15 protein-coding genes are annotated in these 16019 nt (G+C 71.0%); 6 read left to right on the forward strand and 9 right to left on the reverse strand.

The genetic code is table 11. The features are described from left to right. Positions 1 to 2: 2 nt before the first annotated feature. The 3 genes from ACPYN5_RS07890 to ACPYN5_RS07900 are packed head-to-tail and all read right to left on the reverse strand — an operon-like array spanning position 3 to position 3746. Positions 3 to 989 (reverse strand): ABC transporter permease, encoded by a 987-nt coding sequence (locus ACPYN5_RS07890; RefSeq protein WP_424448429.1) that lies wholly within the window; start codon positions 987 to 989, stop codon positions 3 to 5. Between the two features lie 3 nt (positions 990 to 992). Continuing rightward, entirely contained in the window at positions 993 to 2684 is a 1692-nt protein-coding gene (locus ACPYN5_RS07895) for an ABC transporter substrate-binding protein (protein ID WP_424448430.1), read from the reverse strand. 51 nt (positions 2685 to 2735) lie between these two features. Further along, a complete protein-coding gene (locus tag ACPYN5_RS07900) occupies positions 2736 to 3746 on the reverse strand; it encodes a LacI family DNA-binding transcriptional regulator (protein ID WP_424448431.1) in 1011 nt (336 codons plus the stop codon). Between the two features lie 178 nt (positions 3747 to 3924). Here ACPYN5_RS07900 and ACPYN5_RS07905 point away from each other — a divergent pair, with 178 nt between their 5' ends. After that, positions 3925 to 5520, forward strand: a complete 1596-nt coding sequence (locus ACPYN5_RS07905; RefSeq protein WP_424448432.1) for an alpha-amylase family glycosyl hydrolase — start codon at positions 3925 to 3927, stop codon at positions 5518 to 5520. A gap of 250 nt (positions 5521 to 5770) precedes the next feature. Here the strand turns inward: ACPYN5_RS07905 and ACPYN5_RS07910 are convergent, their stop codons facing one another. The 4 genes from ACPYN5_RS07910 to ACPYN5_RS07925 all read right to left on the reverse strand — a co-directional run bounded on the left by ACPYN5_RS07910 (position 5771) and on the right by ACPYN5_RS07925 (position 9435). Further along, on the reverse strand, positions 5771 to 6217 hold the full coding sequence (locus ACPYN5_RS07910) for an SRPBCC family protein (RefSeq protein ID WP_424448433.1): 447 nt from the start codon (positions 6215 to 6217) through the stop codon (positions 5771 to 5773). A 171-nt stretch (positions 6218 to 6388) separates the two neighbouring features. Then, positions 6389 to 7225, reverse strand: a complete 837-nt coding sequence (locus ACPYN5_RS07915) for a hypothetical protein (protein WP_424448434.1) — start codon at positions 7223 to 7225, stop codon at positions 6389 to 6391. 153 nt (positions 7226 to 7378) lie between these two features. Further along, positions 7379 to 8755: a sensor histidine kinase gene (locus tag ACPYN5_RS07920; protein ID WP_424448435.1), complete on the reverse strand. Its 1377-nt coding sequence runs from the start codon at positions 8753 to 8755 to the stop codon at positions 7379 to 7381. 2 nt (positions 8756 to 8757) lie between these two features. Next, positions 8758 to 9435 carry a response regulator transcription factor gene (locus tag ACPYN5_RS07925; RefSeq protein WP_424448436.1) on the reverse strand — a complete coding sequence of 226 codons (678 nt, stop codon included), beginning with the start codon at positions 9433 to 9435 and terminating at the stop codon, positions 8758 to 8760. 295 nt (positions 9436 to 9730) lie between these two features. On the opposite strand from ACPYN5_RS07925, the gene ACPYN5_RS07930 reads away from it, so the two are divergent. The 4 genes from ACPYN5_RS07930 (at position 9731) to ACPYN5_RS07945 (ending at position 13668) form a co-directional block, all read left to right on the forward strand. Further along, the gene (locus ACPYN5_RS07930; protein ID WP_424448437.1) at positions 9731 to 10867 is read left to right on the forward strand and encodes a thiamine pyrophosphate-dependent dehydrogenase E1 component subunit alpha; all 1137 of its coding nucleotides are present in this window, start codon (positions 9731 to 9733) and stop codon (positions 10865 to 10867) included. Beyond that, entirely contained in the window at positions 10864 to 11844 is a 981-nt protein-coding gene (locus ACPYN5_RS07935) for an alpha-ketoacid dehydrogenase subunit beta (protein ID WP_424448438.1), read from the forward strand. The genes ACPYN5_RS07930 and ACPYN5_RS07935 overlap by 4 nt, the downstream gene beginning before the upstream one ends. 111 nt (positions 11845 to 11955) lie before the next feature. Continuing rightward, positions 11956 to 13302, forward strand: coding sequence for a dihydrolipoamide acetyltransferase family protein (locus ACPYN5_RS07940; RefSeq protein ID WP_424448439.1), 1347 nt, complete (start codon positions 11956 to 11958; stop codon positions 13300 to 13302). A 114-nt stretch (positions 13303 to 13416) separates the two neighbouring features. Next, a complete protein-coding gene (locus tag ACPYN5_RS07945) occupies positions 13417 to 13668 on the forward strand; it encodes a DUF4287 domain-containing protein (protein WP_424448440.1) in 252 nt (83 codons plus the stop codon). Positions 13669 to 13827: 159 nt separating this feature from the next. Here ACPYN5_RS07945 and ACPYN5_RS07950 read toward each other — a convergent pair whose 3' ends face one another. Further along, positions 13828 to 14391: a manganese efflux pump MntP gene (locus ACPYN5_RS07950; RefSeq protein WP_424448441.1), complete on the reverse strand. Its 564-nt coding sequence runs from the start codon at positions 14389 to 14391 to the stop codon at positions 13828 to 13830. Between the two features lie 232 nt (positions 14392 to 14623). On the opposite strand from ACPYN5_RS07950, the gene ACPYN5_RS07955 reads away from it, so the two are divergent. Beyond that, the gene (locus tag ACPYN5_RS07955; RefSeq protein ID WP_424448442.1) at positions 14624 to 15706 is read left to right on the forward strand and encodes a metal ABC transporter solute-binding protein, Zn/Mn family; all 1083 of its coding nucleotides are present in this window, start codon (positions 14624 to 14626) and stop codon (positions 15704 to 15706) included. A gap of 19 nt (positions 15707 to 15725) precedes the next feature. On the opposite strand, the gene csrA is transcribed toward ACPYN5_RS07955, so the two are convergent. After that, on the reverse strand, positions 15726 to 15980 hold the full coding sequence (csrA, locus tag ACPYN5_RS07960; protein ID WP_424448443.1) for a carbon storage regulator CsrA: 255 nt from the start codon (positions 15978 to 15980) through the stop codon (positions 15726 to 15728). Positions 15981 to 16019: the final 39 nt, after the last annotated feature.

A 16019-nucleotide genomic window follows, 5' to 3' on the forward strand; every position in this document is an offset into this window, starting at 1 on the left:
TTTCATGCCTTGGCCCGGCGGGCCCGGGGATCGATGAGGGGGTAGAGCAGGTCGACGATGAAGTTCGCCGTCAGCACGATGACGATCGTCGCCAGGAGGATCGCCTGCATGAGGGGGAAGTCGCGGTTCGAGGTGGCCTCGCCCATGAGCCGTCCCATCCCCGGATAGTCGAACACCGTCTCGATGAGGATCGAGCCGCCCATCAGCACGCCCAGCGACAGGGCGAATCCGGTGATGACCGGGAGGAGCGCGTTGCGGGCCGCGTAGCCGAGGGCGACCGTGCGCTCCTTCAGCCCGGCGGCTGCGGCGAGGCGGATGTAGTCCTCGCCGAGCACCTGCACCATCGTGTTGCGCATCGACAGGATGAACCCGATGGGCGCCGTGACCATCAGCGTCAGCGCCGGCAGGAACCCGTGCGAGATGACGTCGGCGATGTGGATGGGGGTGAGTCCCGGCGTCGTGTACCCGTAGCCGCCGGATGCGGGGAACCAGCCGAGCGTGTAGGCGAAGACGAACAGGATGATGAGGCCGATCCACACCGACTGCAGATTGCCGACGAAGGTCGAGCCTACCGAGATCGTCGCGTCGAAGCGGCTGTTGCGTCGCCACGCCGCGATCGCCCCGAAGAGCGTGCCGAGGACGAAGGACAGGATCTGCGTGATGCCGACCAGCACGAGGGTCCATGGCAGCGCCTGGCCGATGACCTGAGCGACGGGGTACGGGAAATAGGTGAACGACGTGCCCAGGTCGAACGAGGCGAGTTGGCGCAGGTAGTCGACGTACGCGATGAACACGTTGTCGTTGGAATAGCCGAGCATCGCCCTGACGGCCGCGACCTGTGCCGGGTCGATCTCTCCCTGCCCGTTGAGCTGGCGGACCATGATCTCGGCCGGATCGCCGGGCTGCAGCCGCGGGATGATGAAGTTCAGCGTGACCGCTGCCCAGAGGGTCAGCAGGAAGTAGCAGGTCTTGCGAGCGTAGTAGGCCACGGCTCAGCCCTCCCCGCCGGCATCCGCGTCGCCCGGCGGGCGGAGATTCGGCAGCACCCTGATCAGCTGATCGACCGGGTAGGGGTTGTCTTCGCTCGGCCAGCCGACGGCGTTGTTCGTGCGGTAGATCAGCCGGTTCGGGGCGTACTGGAGCGCGATGTAGGGGAACTCGGTCATGAAGATGTCGATGATCCGCCCCTCGATCTCGGCGGTGCGGCTCTCGTCGGTGGTGTTGGTCCACTCGGCGATGAGGGCATCGATCTCCGGGTTGACGTAGCGAGCCCGGTTGAGCAGCAGTTCCTGCTCGGTCGAGATCTGCGAGGCCTGCAGCTTCGCTCCGAGGTCGCGGGCGCGCTGGCAGCCGCCGCTGATGAAGTCGATCGTCATGTCGAAGTCGCCGGCTTTCTGCATCCCCTCGATCGCGTTGGGATCGGTCGTGACCATGCGCACCGAGACACCCACCTCGGCGGCGTTGCGCGCGACGACATCCGCCATCGCGATGACGTCCATCCATCCGGCCTGCACGCTGAAGACGAACGACAGCGGTTCGCCGCTCTGATCGACGCGTCGGCCGTCGGGGCCGCGCTCGTAGCCGGCGGCATCGAGCATCTCGTTCGCGCGGTCGGGGTCGTAGGGGATGAACTCCTTGCCGCGCCACTGCTCGGGAACCGCCTGCTCCTGGAACGGCAGGAGCAGCATCGTCTGGCTCGCGGGCTCCATGATCCCGAAGCTCGCGCGCTGGCTGAGAGCGTCGCGGTCGAGCGCGTAGGCGAAGGCCTCGCGGAACTTCGGGTCGCTCAGCACGGGGCGCTCGTTGTTGAGCACGAGCGCGGTGATGGCGTCGGGCGGGTAGAAGAAGTGCGCGTTCTCGGGATCGGGGGCCACGACCGAGCGGTTGGGGTTCGGGATGTCGCCTCGGTAGAGATCGAGCGCGCCGCTGCGGAGCTTCAGCGCCCCGGAGTTCGCGTCGTATTGGCCTTCGAGCGACAGGCGCTGGACGCGTACCTGGTCGGCGTTCCAATAGTTCTCGTTGCGTTCGAGCACGAGGCGGCGACCGTTGTACGACTCGGGGGTGAACGGTCCGGTGCCGACTCCCTGCTCGTCGACGAAGAGGGTGGGGTCGCCGTGCGCCGCGTAGATGTGCTCGGGCAGCATCTTGGTGTTCTGGAGGATGGCGTCGGTCTTGGGCACCGCGGCGCCCGCGAACTCGAACACCACCGTGTGGTCGTCGGCGGCCGTGACGCTCTCGGCGGGGGCACCGAAGAAGTCGCCCCACAGTCCCGATTTGTCGGCGGCGGGGAACTCTTTGCCCGCCATGAAGGTGTACACGACGTCGTCGGCTGTGAAGGGTTCGCCGTCGCTCCACTGAACGCCCTCGCGCAGGGTGAGCACGAGGCGGTCGGGTCGCTCCCACTCGTAGTCGGTGGCGAGCCACGGCACGGCCTCGCACGTGAACCGGTCGCGGATCATGAGCGGTTCGAACAGCCAGGTCTGCACCGTCGCGTTGGGCGAGAGCCAGTTGTAGTTCAGCAGCCCCTGCACCGAGCCGCCGGCCTCGGACGGCATCCGCAGCTCGTCGATGAACCCGGGGGGCGCCTCGGGCGCAGGCTCGAGGCCCACATTCGCGCACGCGGACGTCGCGAGCACTGCCGTGAGGGCGAGAGCGCCCGTCGTCAGTCTCCTGTGTCTTCTCATCGGAACCTCCTCGTTCCTCTGGGGGCCGGTCGTCGTCGACCGGCCGTTCTCTCACTCGGCGATCGCCTCCGGGGCGCAGCCGCACGACTCCCGGATCACGAGGTGGATCGGGACGACGGTGTGCGAGCGGATGTCGTCGCCGAGGGCACCGGCCGCCGCGCGCGCGCCGAGCTCGGCGACCGGCTGGTGCACGGTCGTCAGGCGCGGCGAGGCGAGGTCGGCGAGAGCCTGGTCGTCGAAGCCCGTGACCGCGACGTCGGCCGGGATGCGATGGCCGAGGCCCGGTAACGTCGCGAGCATGCCGATCGCGAGCTCGTCGTTGGCGCAGACGAGCGCCTCGGGCAAGTCCGCGGCGTCGTGCAGCAGGCGAGCGGCGACGGCGCCGCTGCGAACGTCGAGGCCAAGGCGAAGGGGCTCACCGGCCTCGGTGAGCCCACGCTCGGCGAGCGCGTCGCGGAAGCCCTGGTAACGCCAGGCGGTGTCGGGGGAACCCGAGGGCTCGCCGACGAACCGCATGCGGCGATAGCCGTGGACGTCGGCGAGATGTCCGGTCAGCTCGGCGGCGGCGCTGCGTCCGTCTGTGACGATCGTCGCGGCTTCGTCGGCCTCACCCGCGACGACGATCACCCGGCCGGAGCGCGCGAGCGCCGCGACCTCGCCGGGGGGAAGCGTGCCTCCCGCGATGATGAGGCCGTCCGTGCGTTCGGCCAGTTGACGCACGGCGGCCACGGCGTCGGGGCGCAGATGGGTTCCGACGACGTTGATGACGACGCCGCGCTCGACCGCCACCGACTCGGCGCCCTCGATGAGCTGCGCGAAGTACGGACCGCCGAGGCCGGGGAGCACGATGCCCAGGGTGTTCGTGCGTTGATACGACAGGGCCCGGCCGAGAGCAGACGGACGGTAGCCGAGCCGGTCGATCGCGTCCTGGACGCGTCGCTTCGTGTCGGCGACCACGCGCGGGTCGTCGTGGGTGACCCGTGACACGGTCGCGACGGAGACCCCGGCCTCGCGAGCGATGTCGCGGATGGTCGGGCGCGCGGCGGGGGGCTCGGATACCACCGGGTCACCTCACTTCTTCGTGTCGGATGCCGTGTCGGCTGCCGCGTCGGGCGTCGTGTCGGCTGCTGTGGCGATGCTTGGCGATCCGGCGATGTAACCGGATACATGGGGTACTGTAGCCCCGTGTAACCGGTTACATCAACCCCTCATGCCGACGATGCCGCGAAGGAGCCGCACCATGACCGTCGTATCCCTGGCCGATCGACTCGACCGCATCGTGCTCTATCAGGCTTATCCGCAGAGCTTCGCCGATGCCGACGGCGACGGCATCGGAGACCTCGACGGCGTGGCGGCGCGGCTGGAGTATCTCGCGTGGCTCGGCGTCGACGCGGTGTGGCTCAATCCCGTGTTCGCCTCGCCCTTCCGTGACGCCGGGTACGACGTCGCGGACTTCGACCGCGTGGCAGAACGGTACGGCGGAGACGCCGCGATGGATCGGCTGCTTGCAGAGGCTGAGCGGCGGGGCATCGGCATCGTGCTCGACCTCGTGGCGGGCCACACCTCCGATGAGCACGCCTGGTTCGCCGAGGCGCTCGAGACCGACGCCGCGGGCGATCCGGCGGGCGACCGTTACGTCTTCAGCCCCGACGAGGCGGAGGGGTTCGTGCCGGTACCGCGGGGAGGCCGCGGGTACTACAAGCCGAACTTCTTCGACTTCCAGCCTGCGCTGAACTTCGGTTACGCGCGTCCTCGCCCCGACGAGCCCTGGCGCCAGGCCGTCGACGCGCCCGGCCCGAAGCGCAACCGGGATGCCCTCGTCGACATCATCCGGCGGTGGTACGACCGCGGCGTCGCCGGCTTCCGCGTCGACATGGCCGCATCGCTCGTCAAGGACGATCCCGGACACGTCGAGACCTCGAAGCTCTGGCACGACGTGCACCGCAGGCTCGACCGCACCCACCCCGGCCGCATCCTCATCTCGGAATGGGGCGATCCGGCGCGCGCCGTTCCGGCCGGATTCGACGTCGACTTCTTCCTCCAGTTCGGGGGCGACTTCGACGGGATGCCGCTGAAGTCGCTGTTCGAGAACGGCTCGGGTACCGTGCACGCGGACTGGCCGCAGCGCGATGCCTGGGCGGATGCCGCCGGGCGGGGCGACGCCGCCGACTTCGTCGAGGCGTGGTTCGCGGCGCGCGATGCCATCCGGGCCGCAGGCAGCCAGGGGATCGTCGGGCTGCCGACGGCGAACCACGACTTCACACGCTTGGTCAGCGGCGGCCGCGACGCCCAGCAGGCCCGCGCTGCGCTCCTGCTCGTGTTGACCTGGCCGGCGATGCCCTCGATCTATTACGGCGACGAGATCGGGATGCGGTATGTGCCGGGCATCGGTCCCTTCGAGGGCTCGTCGCTCGGACCGACCTACGAGCGCGCCGGCTCGCGGACGCCGATGGCGTGGGGTGCCGTCGAGGTGCTCGGACGACGGGCGTACGAGTCGCGCTACCTGCCCGCCGACCCCGCTCCGGACGCCCCGACCGTGGCACGCCAGCTGGGAGACCCGGCATCCCTCTTGCAGTTCGTGCGCGAGGCGATCGCGCTGCGGCGGGTCGATCCCCGGCTGTCGGCGCGGTCCGACGTGACGGTCGAATCGACCGGCTATCCCTTCGTATACCGTCGCGGAGGGTCGCTTCTCGTCGCGCTCAATCCCGCCGACCGGCCCTGCGAAGTGGCGCTCGGCGGCCGCGGCATCCTTCTCCTGTCGTTCGGAGCGCATGTCGAGGGGACGACCCTGCGGCTCGGCGCCTTCGGTGCAGCCGTGGTTGATCTCAGCGCCTGAACGACGCCGCGTGCGCGGGTGGGCCTGCCGGCGCGCGGGTGGGCCTGCCGGCCTACCGGTGCACGGGTGGGCCTGCCGGCCTGCCGGCCTGCCGGTGCGCGGGTGCAAGGGATTGACGGCGCCACCCCGGTGCGGATGCCGTTGCCCCGGGGTGTCGGGCGTGATCCCTTGCATCGGGGTGTCGGTCGTGATCCCTTGCATCGGGGCATGGGCGGGGTGTTGGCGGGGTGCGCCGGACGCGGGTGCGGAATCAGCCCGACAGCGTCGCCACCAGGTGCTGTGCTCGACGCGTGAGGAGGCGGCGCAGGTAGGGCCCGAGCACGACGCGCTCGGCGAGCCGTCCGAACATCGGTGACGCGAGGGTCACGCGGTCGGTCATGATCGTCGTGCCGTCGCGCTCGAGGTAGAGGTGCTCGTGTCGGAACGTGCGGAACGGTCCGGTGACCTGCTCGTCGACGAAGCGATGGGGCCGATCGAGCGCTGTGACGCGCGAGGTCATCCGGAATGGGATGCCGAAGTGCCAGGCCCGCCACGTGACCGTCTCGCCCAGCCCGATGCGGCCCGTCGTGACCCCGCCGATCGCACGCTCGCCGGTGCCGCGCATCGAGGCGACGTGGGCGCCGATGTCGAGGGATGCGTCGAAGAGCGCCGCAGCGGGAACCGCCGCACGCGTCTCGATCTCGAACGACGACGTCATCCGCCGATCATCCCACCCCGCCCCGAGGCCGGGGGCGGACCGGGATGCAAGGCATCCGTCACGACACCCCGGTTCCGATGCCACCCGCCCGGGGTGTCGGCCCTGATCCCTTGCATACCGTGCCGCCACGCACCGGCCCGGCTGGCGAACCGCCCGCGGCCCTGCCGGGAATCAGTCGTCGATCTCGGTCCCCAGCACCGTGCCGTCGACGTCGAGGGTGACGTCGACGACACCCCGGTCGGCGGTGAGCACCGAGACGTCGAAGGGCGAGCGGGGGTCGTCGTCCGCGTCGACGTCGAGGATCCGGCCGTCGGCCTCCGCCAGCGCGGCCTCGACCAGGGTGCGGAGCGTCGCAGCGTCGAGGACGTTCTGCGCGGCGGCGTCATCGGCGTCGGCGGCCTCCGTCTCGCGGACCGTCGCGGTGCCGTCGGCTGCGACGCGCACCCCGGTCTCGGAGCCGTCGGCCGCGATCAGCTGCACGTCCCACCTGCCGTCGCGATCGGCGTCGAGCGAGACGATGTCGCCTTCCGCCGCGGCACGGGCCGCGTCCGCGACCGCCGTCAGGTCGTCGAGGGATGCCGCGCCGTACGCGTCCGTCGCGCCGGCGCCGGCGCCGGCGGCGGAGTCGCGGTCGCTTCCGGTCGCGTCATCCGCGCGGTCGTCGCTCGACGAGAGGCTCGCGACCCGGTCGTCGTCCTCATCATCGTCGTCGGCCACGGCAGCGCCGACGGCGGCTCCGCCCCCGACGAGGAGCGCCGCGGCGACGACGGCACCTCCGGCGAGCAGTGCGGTGCGTCGGCCGCGGCGGCGGGGCGACACGGGGGCGTGCTCCGTGGAGGTGTGCGCCGCGGCGGCGTGGTCGGTGGGGGTCGATGCCGCAGGGGTGGGCGCCGCAGGGGTGGGCGCCACGGGGGCGTGCTCCGCGGACGGCTGCCCGGTGGGGGCGAGTGGCGTGGTCGGCTGGTCGTCGGGGGTGCGGTCGGTGGGGGCGCTGTTGTTGTCGTTCATGCCTCGATGGTGCCGACCGACCGCTGAAGCGGCGCTGAAACCACCTGAAGCTGCTTTCAGCGACGCGGAACTCGGGACCCTGGTCCCGTCGCCCGCGGCCCCGGCCCCATCCCGTCGCCCGCGGCCCTGGCCCTCGCCCGCGACCCCGGAGGGTCAGTCGCCGGCGGGAAGGGTCACCGTGAACCGGGCTCCGCCGGAGGGCGACGCGGTCACGGTGACGGTGCCGCCCGAGGCCTCGGCGATGCCGCGGACGATCGCGAGCCCGAGGCCGCTGCCCCCGGCATCCCGGGCCCGAGCCTCGTCGAGCCGGACGAAGCGCTCGAAGACCCGCTCGCGCTCCTCCGGCGGGATGCCCGCCCCGTCGTCGTCGACGTGCAGCACGGCGATGCCGCCGTCTGCTGTGGTCTCCGTGGTCAGGCCGACCCGCGAGTGCGCGTGACGCGCAGCGTTGTCGGCGAGGTTGCGCACCAGGCGCGCCAGCAGCCGCGCGTCGCCGGTCGCGCGGGCGGCGCCGATGCCCGACGTGTCGATCGTGAGCGGGTGCTCGGGCCGGCCGGCGGATGCTGCGCGCAGGCGAGAGGCCTCGGCTAGGGCGAGGTCGTCGAGGTCGACGCCCTGACGGCGGCTCGGCGCGTGCTCGTCCAGCCGGGCCAGCAGCAGCAGCCCGTCGACCAGGTCCTGCATGCGGATGCCTTCCGCCTCGACGACCTCGGCGAGATCGTCGAGCGACGTCGCACCGGGGTGCGCCCGCGCGAGCTCGGCGTGCTGACGGATGGTGGCCAGCGGCGACCGCAGCTCGTGCGATGCGTCGGAGACGAAGCGGCGCTGAGCCGCCGCCGCATCGTCGAGCCGCCCCAGCATCCGGTTCATCGTGGCGGCCAGCGCCGCGATCTCGTCGCCCGACGGCGGCTCGGCCACGCGCCGGTCGAGCCGGTCGGCGGTGATCTCGTCGACCTCGGCGCGGATGCGCGCCACCGGGCGGAGCGCCCGGCCGACGACCCACCACGTGATGGCGGCGACCAGAGCGACGACGAGGAGGGTGGAGACGGCCAGCAGCGCGGCGACCGTGCCGAGCGTCTCCGCGTCGTCGTCCATCGGAACGGCCAGCACGAGCCGCCGGCCGCCGTCGAGCTCTTCGCTCACGACGCGCACGCGATCGCCGTCGTACGTCGCGGCGCCGCTCGCGTCTCCCGCCGCGGGCAGCATCCCGTCGTCCGCGTCGTTCGACGCTGCGATGACGGCGCCGCCGGCATCCAGCAGCTGCACGAGTTCATCGTCGAGCGCGCGGACGGCCGCCGGTCCCTCGCTCTCGACGCGTGCGGCGATCTCCTCGGCGCGGGTCTCGACGGTGCGCTCGGCAGCGGCGGTGATGCTGGCACTCAGCACCGCGTGGAAGGCGACCGACCCGACGATCATGACGACGGCGACGGTCGCCGTGGCGAGCAGCGTGATGCGTGCCCGCAGGCCGCGTGGTCGACGGTGCAAGACCTCGGTCGTCGTCTTCATCGCCGTCGTGGTCTTCATCGTCATCGTCATCCGCCGTCCGCCGCGAGCCGGTAGCCGGCACCGCGAACCGTCTCGATCGCCTCTCGCCCGAAGGGGCGGTCGACCTTCCGCCGGAGGTGCCCGACGTAGACCTCGACGATGTTGGGGTCGCCCTCGAAGTCGTCGTCCCATACCCCCGCGATGAGGTCGCGCTTGGAGATCACGTGACCGCGGTGCCGCATCAGGTGCTCCAGCACCGCGAACTCCCGTGAGGTCAGCTCGATCTCGACCTCACCCCGCCGGACGCGGCGCGCTCCGGGGTCGAGTCGCAGGTCGCCCGCCTCGAGCACGACCGGTCGCGCGATGCCGCCGCGGCGGATCAGGGCGCGCAGCCGCGCGACCAGGACCGGGTACGAGAAGGGCTTCGTGACGTAGTCGTCGGCGCCCGACTCGAGCGCCTCGACCTGATCCCACTCGCCGTCCTTGGCGGTGAGCATGAGGACCGGCGTCCAGTTCTCCTCGGCCCGCAGAGCCTCGCAGACCTTCCACCCGCTCATGCCGGGCATCATGAGGTCGAGCACGATCGCGTCGTAACGCGTCTCGCGGGCGCGCCACAGTCCGTCGACGCCGTTGTGCGCGACGTCGACCGCGAAGCCCTCGGCCTCGAGGCCCCGCCGAATCCCGTCGGCGAGGCGCACCTCGTCGTCGACCACCAGTATGCGCATCCTCCTCAGTGTGGCGCGTCTGTGCTGAAGCCCGCCTGAAGCGCCGCGCGGGCCGCGCCGTGCCGCGATGCAATGAAGCGGAAGGGACACCCGGCCTCGGATGCTGCCGGCTCGGGGTGTCGGCCACGATCCCTTGCATCGCCGCACCCCGCCCCCGCACCCCGCACTTCGCACCCGCACCCGCCCGCAGCACCGGCCCGTGGGCCGTGGGCTTGTGCCGTCCGCACCGCGAATCGCGGCATCCGTTGTCGACCGCATGCAGATCGGGCCATACCGGGAGCGTTAGCGTGGGAGGGTGACCGACGAAGCAGAACACGATCCCGCTCTCGTCCGCGTCCTCGCGGCCGACGGCTCACTCGACCCGTCGCCCGAAGCCGAGCGCTATCTGCCGGTGATCGAGGCGCTCGCCGACTCCGAGCTCGAGACGTTCTACCGCGACATGGTCACGGTGCGCGCCTTCGATCGCCAGGCGACGAACCTGCAGCGTCAGGGACAGCTGGCCCTGTGGCCGCCGTCCTTCGGGCAGGAGGCCGCGCAGGTCGGATCGGCTCGCGCCGCCCGCCCGCAGGATCACCTGTTCCCGTCGTACCGCGAGCACGTCGTGTGCACGATCCGCGGGGTCGATCCGATCGACATCATCCGGCTCATGCGCGGGCTCACCCATGGCGGGTGGGATCCGACCGACCCCAAGAACGGCAACGCCCACATCTACACGCTCGTCCTCGGGTCGCAGACCCTGCACGCGACGGGCTACGGCATGGGCATGGTCTTCGACGGCCGCACCGGCACGGGCGACCCCGAGCGCGACGAAGCGGTCGTCGTCTACTACGGCGACGGCGCGTCGAGCCAGGGCGACGTGCACGAGGCGATGGTCTTCGCGACGAGCTACAACACCCCGCAGGTCTTCTTCCTGCAGAACAACCACTGGGCGATCTCCGTGCCCGTCTCGACCCAGTCGCGCGTTCCCCTCGTGCGCCGCGGGGCCGGGTACGGGATGCCGTCGATCCGCGTCGACGGCAACGACGTGCTCGCCAGCTACGCCGTCACCAAGCTCGCGCTCGACGAGGCGCGCTCCGGCGAGGGCCCGCGCGCGATCGAGGCGCTGACCTACCGGATGGGCGCGCACACGACGAGCGATGACCCCACGAAGTACCGCACGAGTGACGAGGAGGCGTTCTGGGCGCAGCGCGACCCGATCGCCCGGATGCGCACCTATCTGGAGGGTCGCGGCGCCGCCGCATCCTTCTTCGCCGACGTGGATGCCGCGGCCGCGGCCTACGCCGATGACGTCCGCGTCCGCACGAATCAGCTGATCGCACCGGAGGCCGACAGCATGTTCGCGCACGTCTACAGCGAGCAGCATCCGCTCGTCGACCAGCAGCGGAAGTGGCTCGCCGACTACGAGGCATCCTTCGAGGAGGGACGCGCATGAGCGTCGAGACGCTGCCGTTCAGCAAGGCGCTCAACGCGGGCATGCGCGCCGCGATGGAGCGAGACGACCACGTCCTGATGATGGGCGAGGACATCGGCCGTCTCGGCGGTGTCTTCCGGGTGACCGAGGGGCTGCAGGCCGAGTTCGGCACCCGCCGCGTGCTCGACACACCCCTGGCCGAGTCGGGCATCGTCGGAACCGCGATCGGACTCGCGATGGCGGGCTTCCGTCCCGTGTGCGAGATCCAGTTCGACGGGTTCGTCTTCCCCGCCTTCGACCAGATCACGACGCAGCTCGCGAAGCTGACGAACCGGCACGACGGTCGGGTGCCCTTCCCCGTCGTCATCCGCATCCCCTACGGCGGACACATCGGCGCCGTCGAGCACCACCAGGAGAGCCCCGAGGCGTACTTCGCGCACACCCCCGGCCTGCGGGTCGTCTCGCCGTCGACGCCGAACGACGCGTACTGGATGATGCAGGACGCCATCGCCTCGGACGACCCGATCATCTTCCTCGAGCCGAAGGCGCGCTATTGGACCAAGGGCGAGGTCGACCTCGCCGCGCGGGCGCTGCCGCTGCACGCATCGCGCATCGTCCGTCGGGGCACCGACGTCACCCTGGTCGGACACGGCGCCATGGTGTCGGTGCTGCTGCAGGCGGCTGCGCTCGCCGAGAGCGAGGGCATCTCGTGCGAGGTCGTCGACCTGAGATCGCTGTCGCCGGTCGACTACGGCCCGATCGTCGACTCGGTGCGCCGCACCGGGCGCATGGTCTACGGTCAGGAGGCGCCCGGCTTCACGTCGCTCGGCTCCGAGATCACGGCGACCGTGACCGAGCAGGCCTTCTTCTCGCTCGAGGCGCCCGTGCTGCGGGTGTCCGGGTTCGATGTGCCCTTCCCTCCCGCGAAGCTCGAGGGCACCTACCTGCCCGACGCCGACCGCATCCTCGAGGCCGTCGACCGCGCCCTCGCCTACTGACCCCCCCACCCCCCACCCCCTACCCGCGAGACGTCATGTTCGCGCCGAGACCCTGGGTTCACCCCACCGTCTCGGCGCGGAAGTGGGGTCTCACGACTACCGTGAGTTGACATGAGCAACCAGACCTTCCATCTGCCGGATGTCGGCGAAGGCCTCACCGAGGCCGAGATCGTGCAGTGGCACGTCGCCGCCGGCGACGAAGTGGCGGTCAACGACGTCCTCGTCGAGATCGAGACCGCCAAGTCGCTCGTCGAGCTGCCGTCGCCGTTCTCGGGCACGGTGGGCGAGCTGCTCGTCCCCGAGGGGACGACCGTCGAGGTCGGGGCGGCGATCATCACCATCGCCGACTCGACCGGCGGTACGGATGCCGCGAGCGGCCCGGCCGCGACCGAGGAGAGCCCGGCCGAGAAGCCGGCGGCCGCGGGCGGTGCCTCGGATGAGAACGGATCGGTCCTCGTCGGGTACGGCGGAGCGGGCCAGGTGCAGTCGCGTCGCCGCAAGCCCGCGGAGCCGCCGGTCCGTGCCGCAGTGGGGTCCGTCGCGAAGCCGCCGATCCGCAAGCTCGCGCGCGACCTCGGCGTCGACCTCGCCTCGGTCACGCCGACAGGCGCCGCGGGCGAGGTCACCCGCGAGGACGTCGTCAACCACGCGTCGCAGGCATCCGTCTTCCGGAATCTGCAGACCCCGGAGCGTCCCGAGGTCCGCGAGCAGACGATCCCGGTGCCGCCGGCCGTCGTCGCTTCTGCGGCCGCCGACGACCGCGAGGAGACCATCCCCGTCAAGGGCGTTCGCAAGGTCACGGCCAAGCACATGGTCGACTCGGCGCACACGGCCCCGCACGTGTCGGTGTGGACCGACGTCGACGCGACCCGCACGATGGAGCTCGTCAAGCGGATGAAGGCCTCGCCCGACTTCGCCGACATCAAGGTGTCGCCGCTGCTGATCGTCGCGCGTGCCGTCGTATGGGCCGTGCGCCGCACGCCGATGGTCAACGCCGCGTGGGTCGAGACCGAGAACGGCGCCGAGATCCGGGTGCGCAACTACGTCAACCTCGGCATCGCGGCGGCGACTCCGCGCGGGCTGCTCGTGCCGAACATCAAGGACGCGCAGGACCTCAACATGCGGGGCCTCGCCCGAGCGCTCGAGAAGCTGACGCTCACCGCCCGCGATGGCAAGACCGCGCCCGCCGACCAGCAGGGCGGCACGATCACGATCACCAACATCGGCGTGTTCGGGATGGATGCCGGCACCCCGATCATCAACCCGGGAGAGTCGGGCATCGTCGCGATGGGCACGATCCGGCAGAAGCCGTGGGTCGTCGACGGCGAGGTGCGCCCGCGCTACGTCACGACGGTGTCGGGCTCGTTCGACCACCGCGTCGTGGACGGCGACGGCATGAGCCGGTTCATCGCCGACGTGGCATCCGTGCTCGAGGAGCCGGCCCTGCTGCTCGACTGACACGTCGCTCTCTCGCGAGGACATACCGTCGTCGCGAACGCGCACGACGGGCGGTGCGTGCTCGCCGGGCGGGTGCGTCCTCGGCAACGAACGGGCGGGAGTACTCTCGGGCGCATGACTGCGCCGCGCGTTCCTGCTCCGGACATCGACCCCGCGAACAAGCCGAAGGGCCCGGCGTCGTACTTCCCGAGCATCGAGAAGACCTACGGACTGCCGATCCAGCATTGGCTCGACATCGCCGCCGATCAGCTGACCGAGGGCGCGCCGCACATGCAGGTCGTCGAGTCGCTCAAGACCGAGCACGGCCTGGGCCACGGCCACGCGAACGCCGTCGTCGCGTACGTGAAGGCGAAGCTCGCCGGCTGACCCCCGCAGCATCCGCTCCCTGCGGCATCCGCTCCCCGCGGCATCCGCCCGTCGGATGATGTCGCGAAACTCGGACCGTTCGCGCACATGCGTCCGAGGTTCATGCGATCTTCCGAGGTTCGCGCAGCCGACGCGCGCCGGCGAACAGCGCGCTGGGCCTCAGCCCGCGACGAGGTGCTCGATGAGGATCTGAGTGCCGATGCCGATGAGCACGATGCCGCCGATGATCTCGGCGGGCTTGCGCCAGCGCGTGCCGACGCGGTGACCGACGAGGACCGCGGCGAACGACAGCGCGAAGGTGACGACGCCGATCGAGACGACCGCGATCCAGAGAGGGACGTCGAGGAACGCGAACGACAGCCCCACGGCGAGGGCGTCGATGCTCGTCGCGAGGGCGAGCAGCACGATCTCGCGCGCCGACAGACCGGATGCCGCATCCGCGCCGTCGTCGGGGCGGAAGGCCTCCCAGAGCATCTTCGCGCCGATCGCGGCGAGGAGGGCGAAGGCGATCCAGTGGTCGAACGGAGCGATCGCCTCGGCGAACGTGCTGCCGAGCAGCCAGCCGATCAGCGGCATCACGGCCTGGGCGACACCGAAGGCGCCGGCGATGAGGAGGGCGCCCCGCACGACATGGGCGCGCAGTTGCAGGCCTTTGCCGAGGGCCACGGCGAACGCGTCGGCGGAGACGCCGACCGCGAGGATGAAGAGCGCCCAGGGCGACATGGCTCCTCCTCGAAGCGGGGATGACGGGATGCGGGCGATCGTCCCGGCACCGTCGAACGGAGATCGGCCGTCATCGAGCTTGCCAGTCGCGGGCCGTCGAAAATGACGGAAAGCCCTGATTGACAGCATTTCGGCCGAGCGAATCGTTCGGCTCGCCGAAACCTCCCGCCGCCGACGGGAGCTGTCCGCGCCAGTTTGGGAGAACGATTATCAGTAACCTACAATCGAGAACATGACCCGTCGACTCCTCCCCGCGGCCGTGCTCGTGGCCGCGGCATCCCTCGCCCTCGCCGGCTGCGCCGGCACCACCTCGCCCGCCGCGGGCGGCTCGGAGGGCGGCGGCAAGCTCAGCATCGTCGCGTCGACGAACGTCTACGGCTCGCTCGCGGCCGAGGTCGGCGGCGACGCGGTCGAGGTCACGTCGATCATCACGTCCCTCGCGCAGGACCCGCACTCGTACGAGGCGTCCGCGCGCGATCAGCTGACGGTGTCGGAGGCCGACCTGATCATCGAGAACGGCGGCGGGTACGACTCGTTCCTCGACGGGCTCGTCGAGGCCAGCGGCAGCACCGCTCCGGTGCTCACGGCCGTCGAGTTCTCGCACGACTTCCCCGGCGCCGAGGGGCACAGCGACGACGAGCACGCCGACGGCGACCACGCCGACGGCGACCACGCCGACGAGTCCGCGACGCCCGCCGCGACCGACGCGCCGGCCGCCGACGACCACGCCGCCGACGAGCACGCCGCCGATGACCACGACCACGACCACGAGGGCCACGACCACATCGAGGGCTTCAACGAGCACGTCTGGTACGACCCGCACACGATCGCGCACCTCGTCGAGGACATCGCGCATGAGCTCGGCGAGCTCGACTCCGCGCAGGCCGACACCTTCGAGGCCAACGCGCAGGCCCTCATCGAGCGCATCGAGGGCCTCGAGACCTCGCTCGACGGCATCTCGGCCGATCACGCCGGCGACAAGATCTTCGTCACCGAGCCCGTGCCGGTCTATCTCGCCGCCGCCGCCGGCCTCGAGGATGCGACCCCGGCCGCCTTCAGCGAGGCCGTCGAGGAGGGGCAGGACGTGCCGCCCGCGACCCTGCTCGAGGCGCAGCAGATCCTGCGCTCCGGTGACGTGCGCATCGTGATCGTCAACGCGCAGACCGGTGGCGCCGAGACGACGGAGGTCACCGACCTCGCCGGCGAGCTGAACATCCCGGTGTTGGAGTTCTCCGAGCTCATGCCCGACGGGAGCGACTACGTCGAGTGGATGCAGCAGAACATCGACGAGATCTCTAGCGCTCTCGCCGGCTGACGCGCCGTCGAGAACGTCCTCAGTCCGCCGTCGGGGCCTCGCCCTGGCGGCGGACGAGTGCGTTCAGGAGCGCCTGCTGTTCGTCTGCGGATGAGCGAACGGCCGAGACGTTCTCGGTCTCCACGGCCGCGACGATCTCGGCGCGCTGGATGCGGGTCGAACGCGGAGCCTCGATGCCGAGCCGGATGCTGTCGCCCTTGACCTCGAGCACCGTGAGTTCGATGTCGTCGCCGATGAGCACCTTCTCACCGACCCGTCGCGTCAACACCAGCACTCGATCACCCTACTTTCCGGACGCGCCGCGCGCGCCTCG

It is taken from the genome of Microbacterium arborescens (genome assembly GCF_049707515.1).
GTDB classification, from domain to species: domain Bacteria; phylum Actinomycetota; class Actinomycetes; order Actinomycetales; family Microbacteriaceae; genus Microbacterium; species Microbacterium arborescens_B.

Coding starts and splice junctions, on each gene's coding strand:
- ACPYN5_RS07895 (WP_424448430.1), bottom strand. CDS start 2,684: ATGAGAAGACACAGGAGACTGACGACGGGCGCTCTCGCCCTCACGGCA.
- ACPYN5_RS07905 (WP_424448432.1), top strand. CDS start 3,925: ATGACCGTCGTATCCCTGGCCGATCGACTCGACCGCATCGTGCTCTAT.
- ACPYN5_RS07910 (WP_424448433.1), bottom strand. CDS start 6,217: ATGACGTCGTCGTTCGAGATCGAGACGCGTGCGGCGGTTCCCGCTGCG.
- ACPYN5_RS07915 (WP_424448434.1), bottom strand. CDS start 7,225: ATGAACGACAACAACAGCGCCCCCACCGACCGCACCCCCGACGACCAG.
- ACPYN5_RS07920 (WP_424448435.1), bottom strand. CDS start 8,755: ATGACGATGAAGACCACGACGGCGATGAAGACGACGACCGAGGTCTTG.
- ACPYN5_RS07925 (WP_424448436.1), bottom strand. CDS start 9,435: ATGCGCATACTGGTGGTCGACGACGAGGTGCGCCTCGCCGACGGGATT.
- ACPYN5_RS07935 (WP_424448438.1), top strand. CDS start 10,864: ATGAGCGTCGAGACGCTGCCGTTCAGCAAGGCGCTCAACGCGGGCATG.
- ACPYN5_RS07940 (WP_424448439.1), top strand. CDS start 11,956: ATGAGCAACCAGACCTTCCATCTGCCGGATGTCGGCGAAGGCCTCACC.
- ACPYN5_RS07945 (WP_424448440.1), top strand. CDS start 13,417: ATGACTGCGCCGCGCGTTCCTGCTCCGGACATCGACCCCGCGAACAAG.
- ACPYN5_RS07950 (WP_424448441.1), bottom strand. CDS start 14,391: ATGTCGCCCTGGGCGCTCTTCATCCTCGCGGTCGGCGTCTCCGCCGAC.
- ACPYN5_RS07955 (WP_424448442.1), top strand. CDS start 14,624: ATGACCCGTCGACTCCTCCCCGCGGCCGTGCTCGTGGCCGCGGCATCC.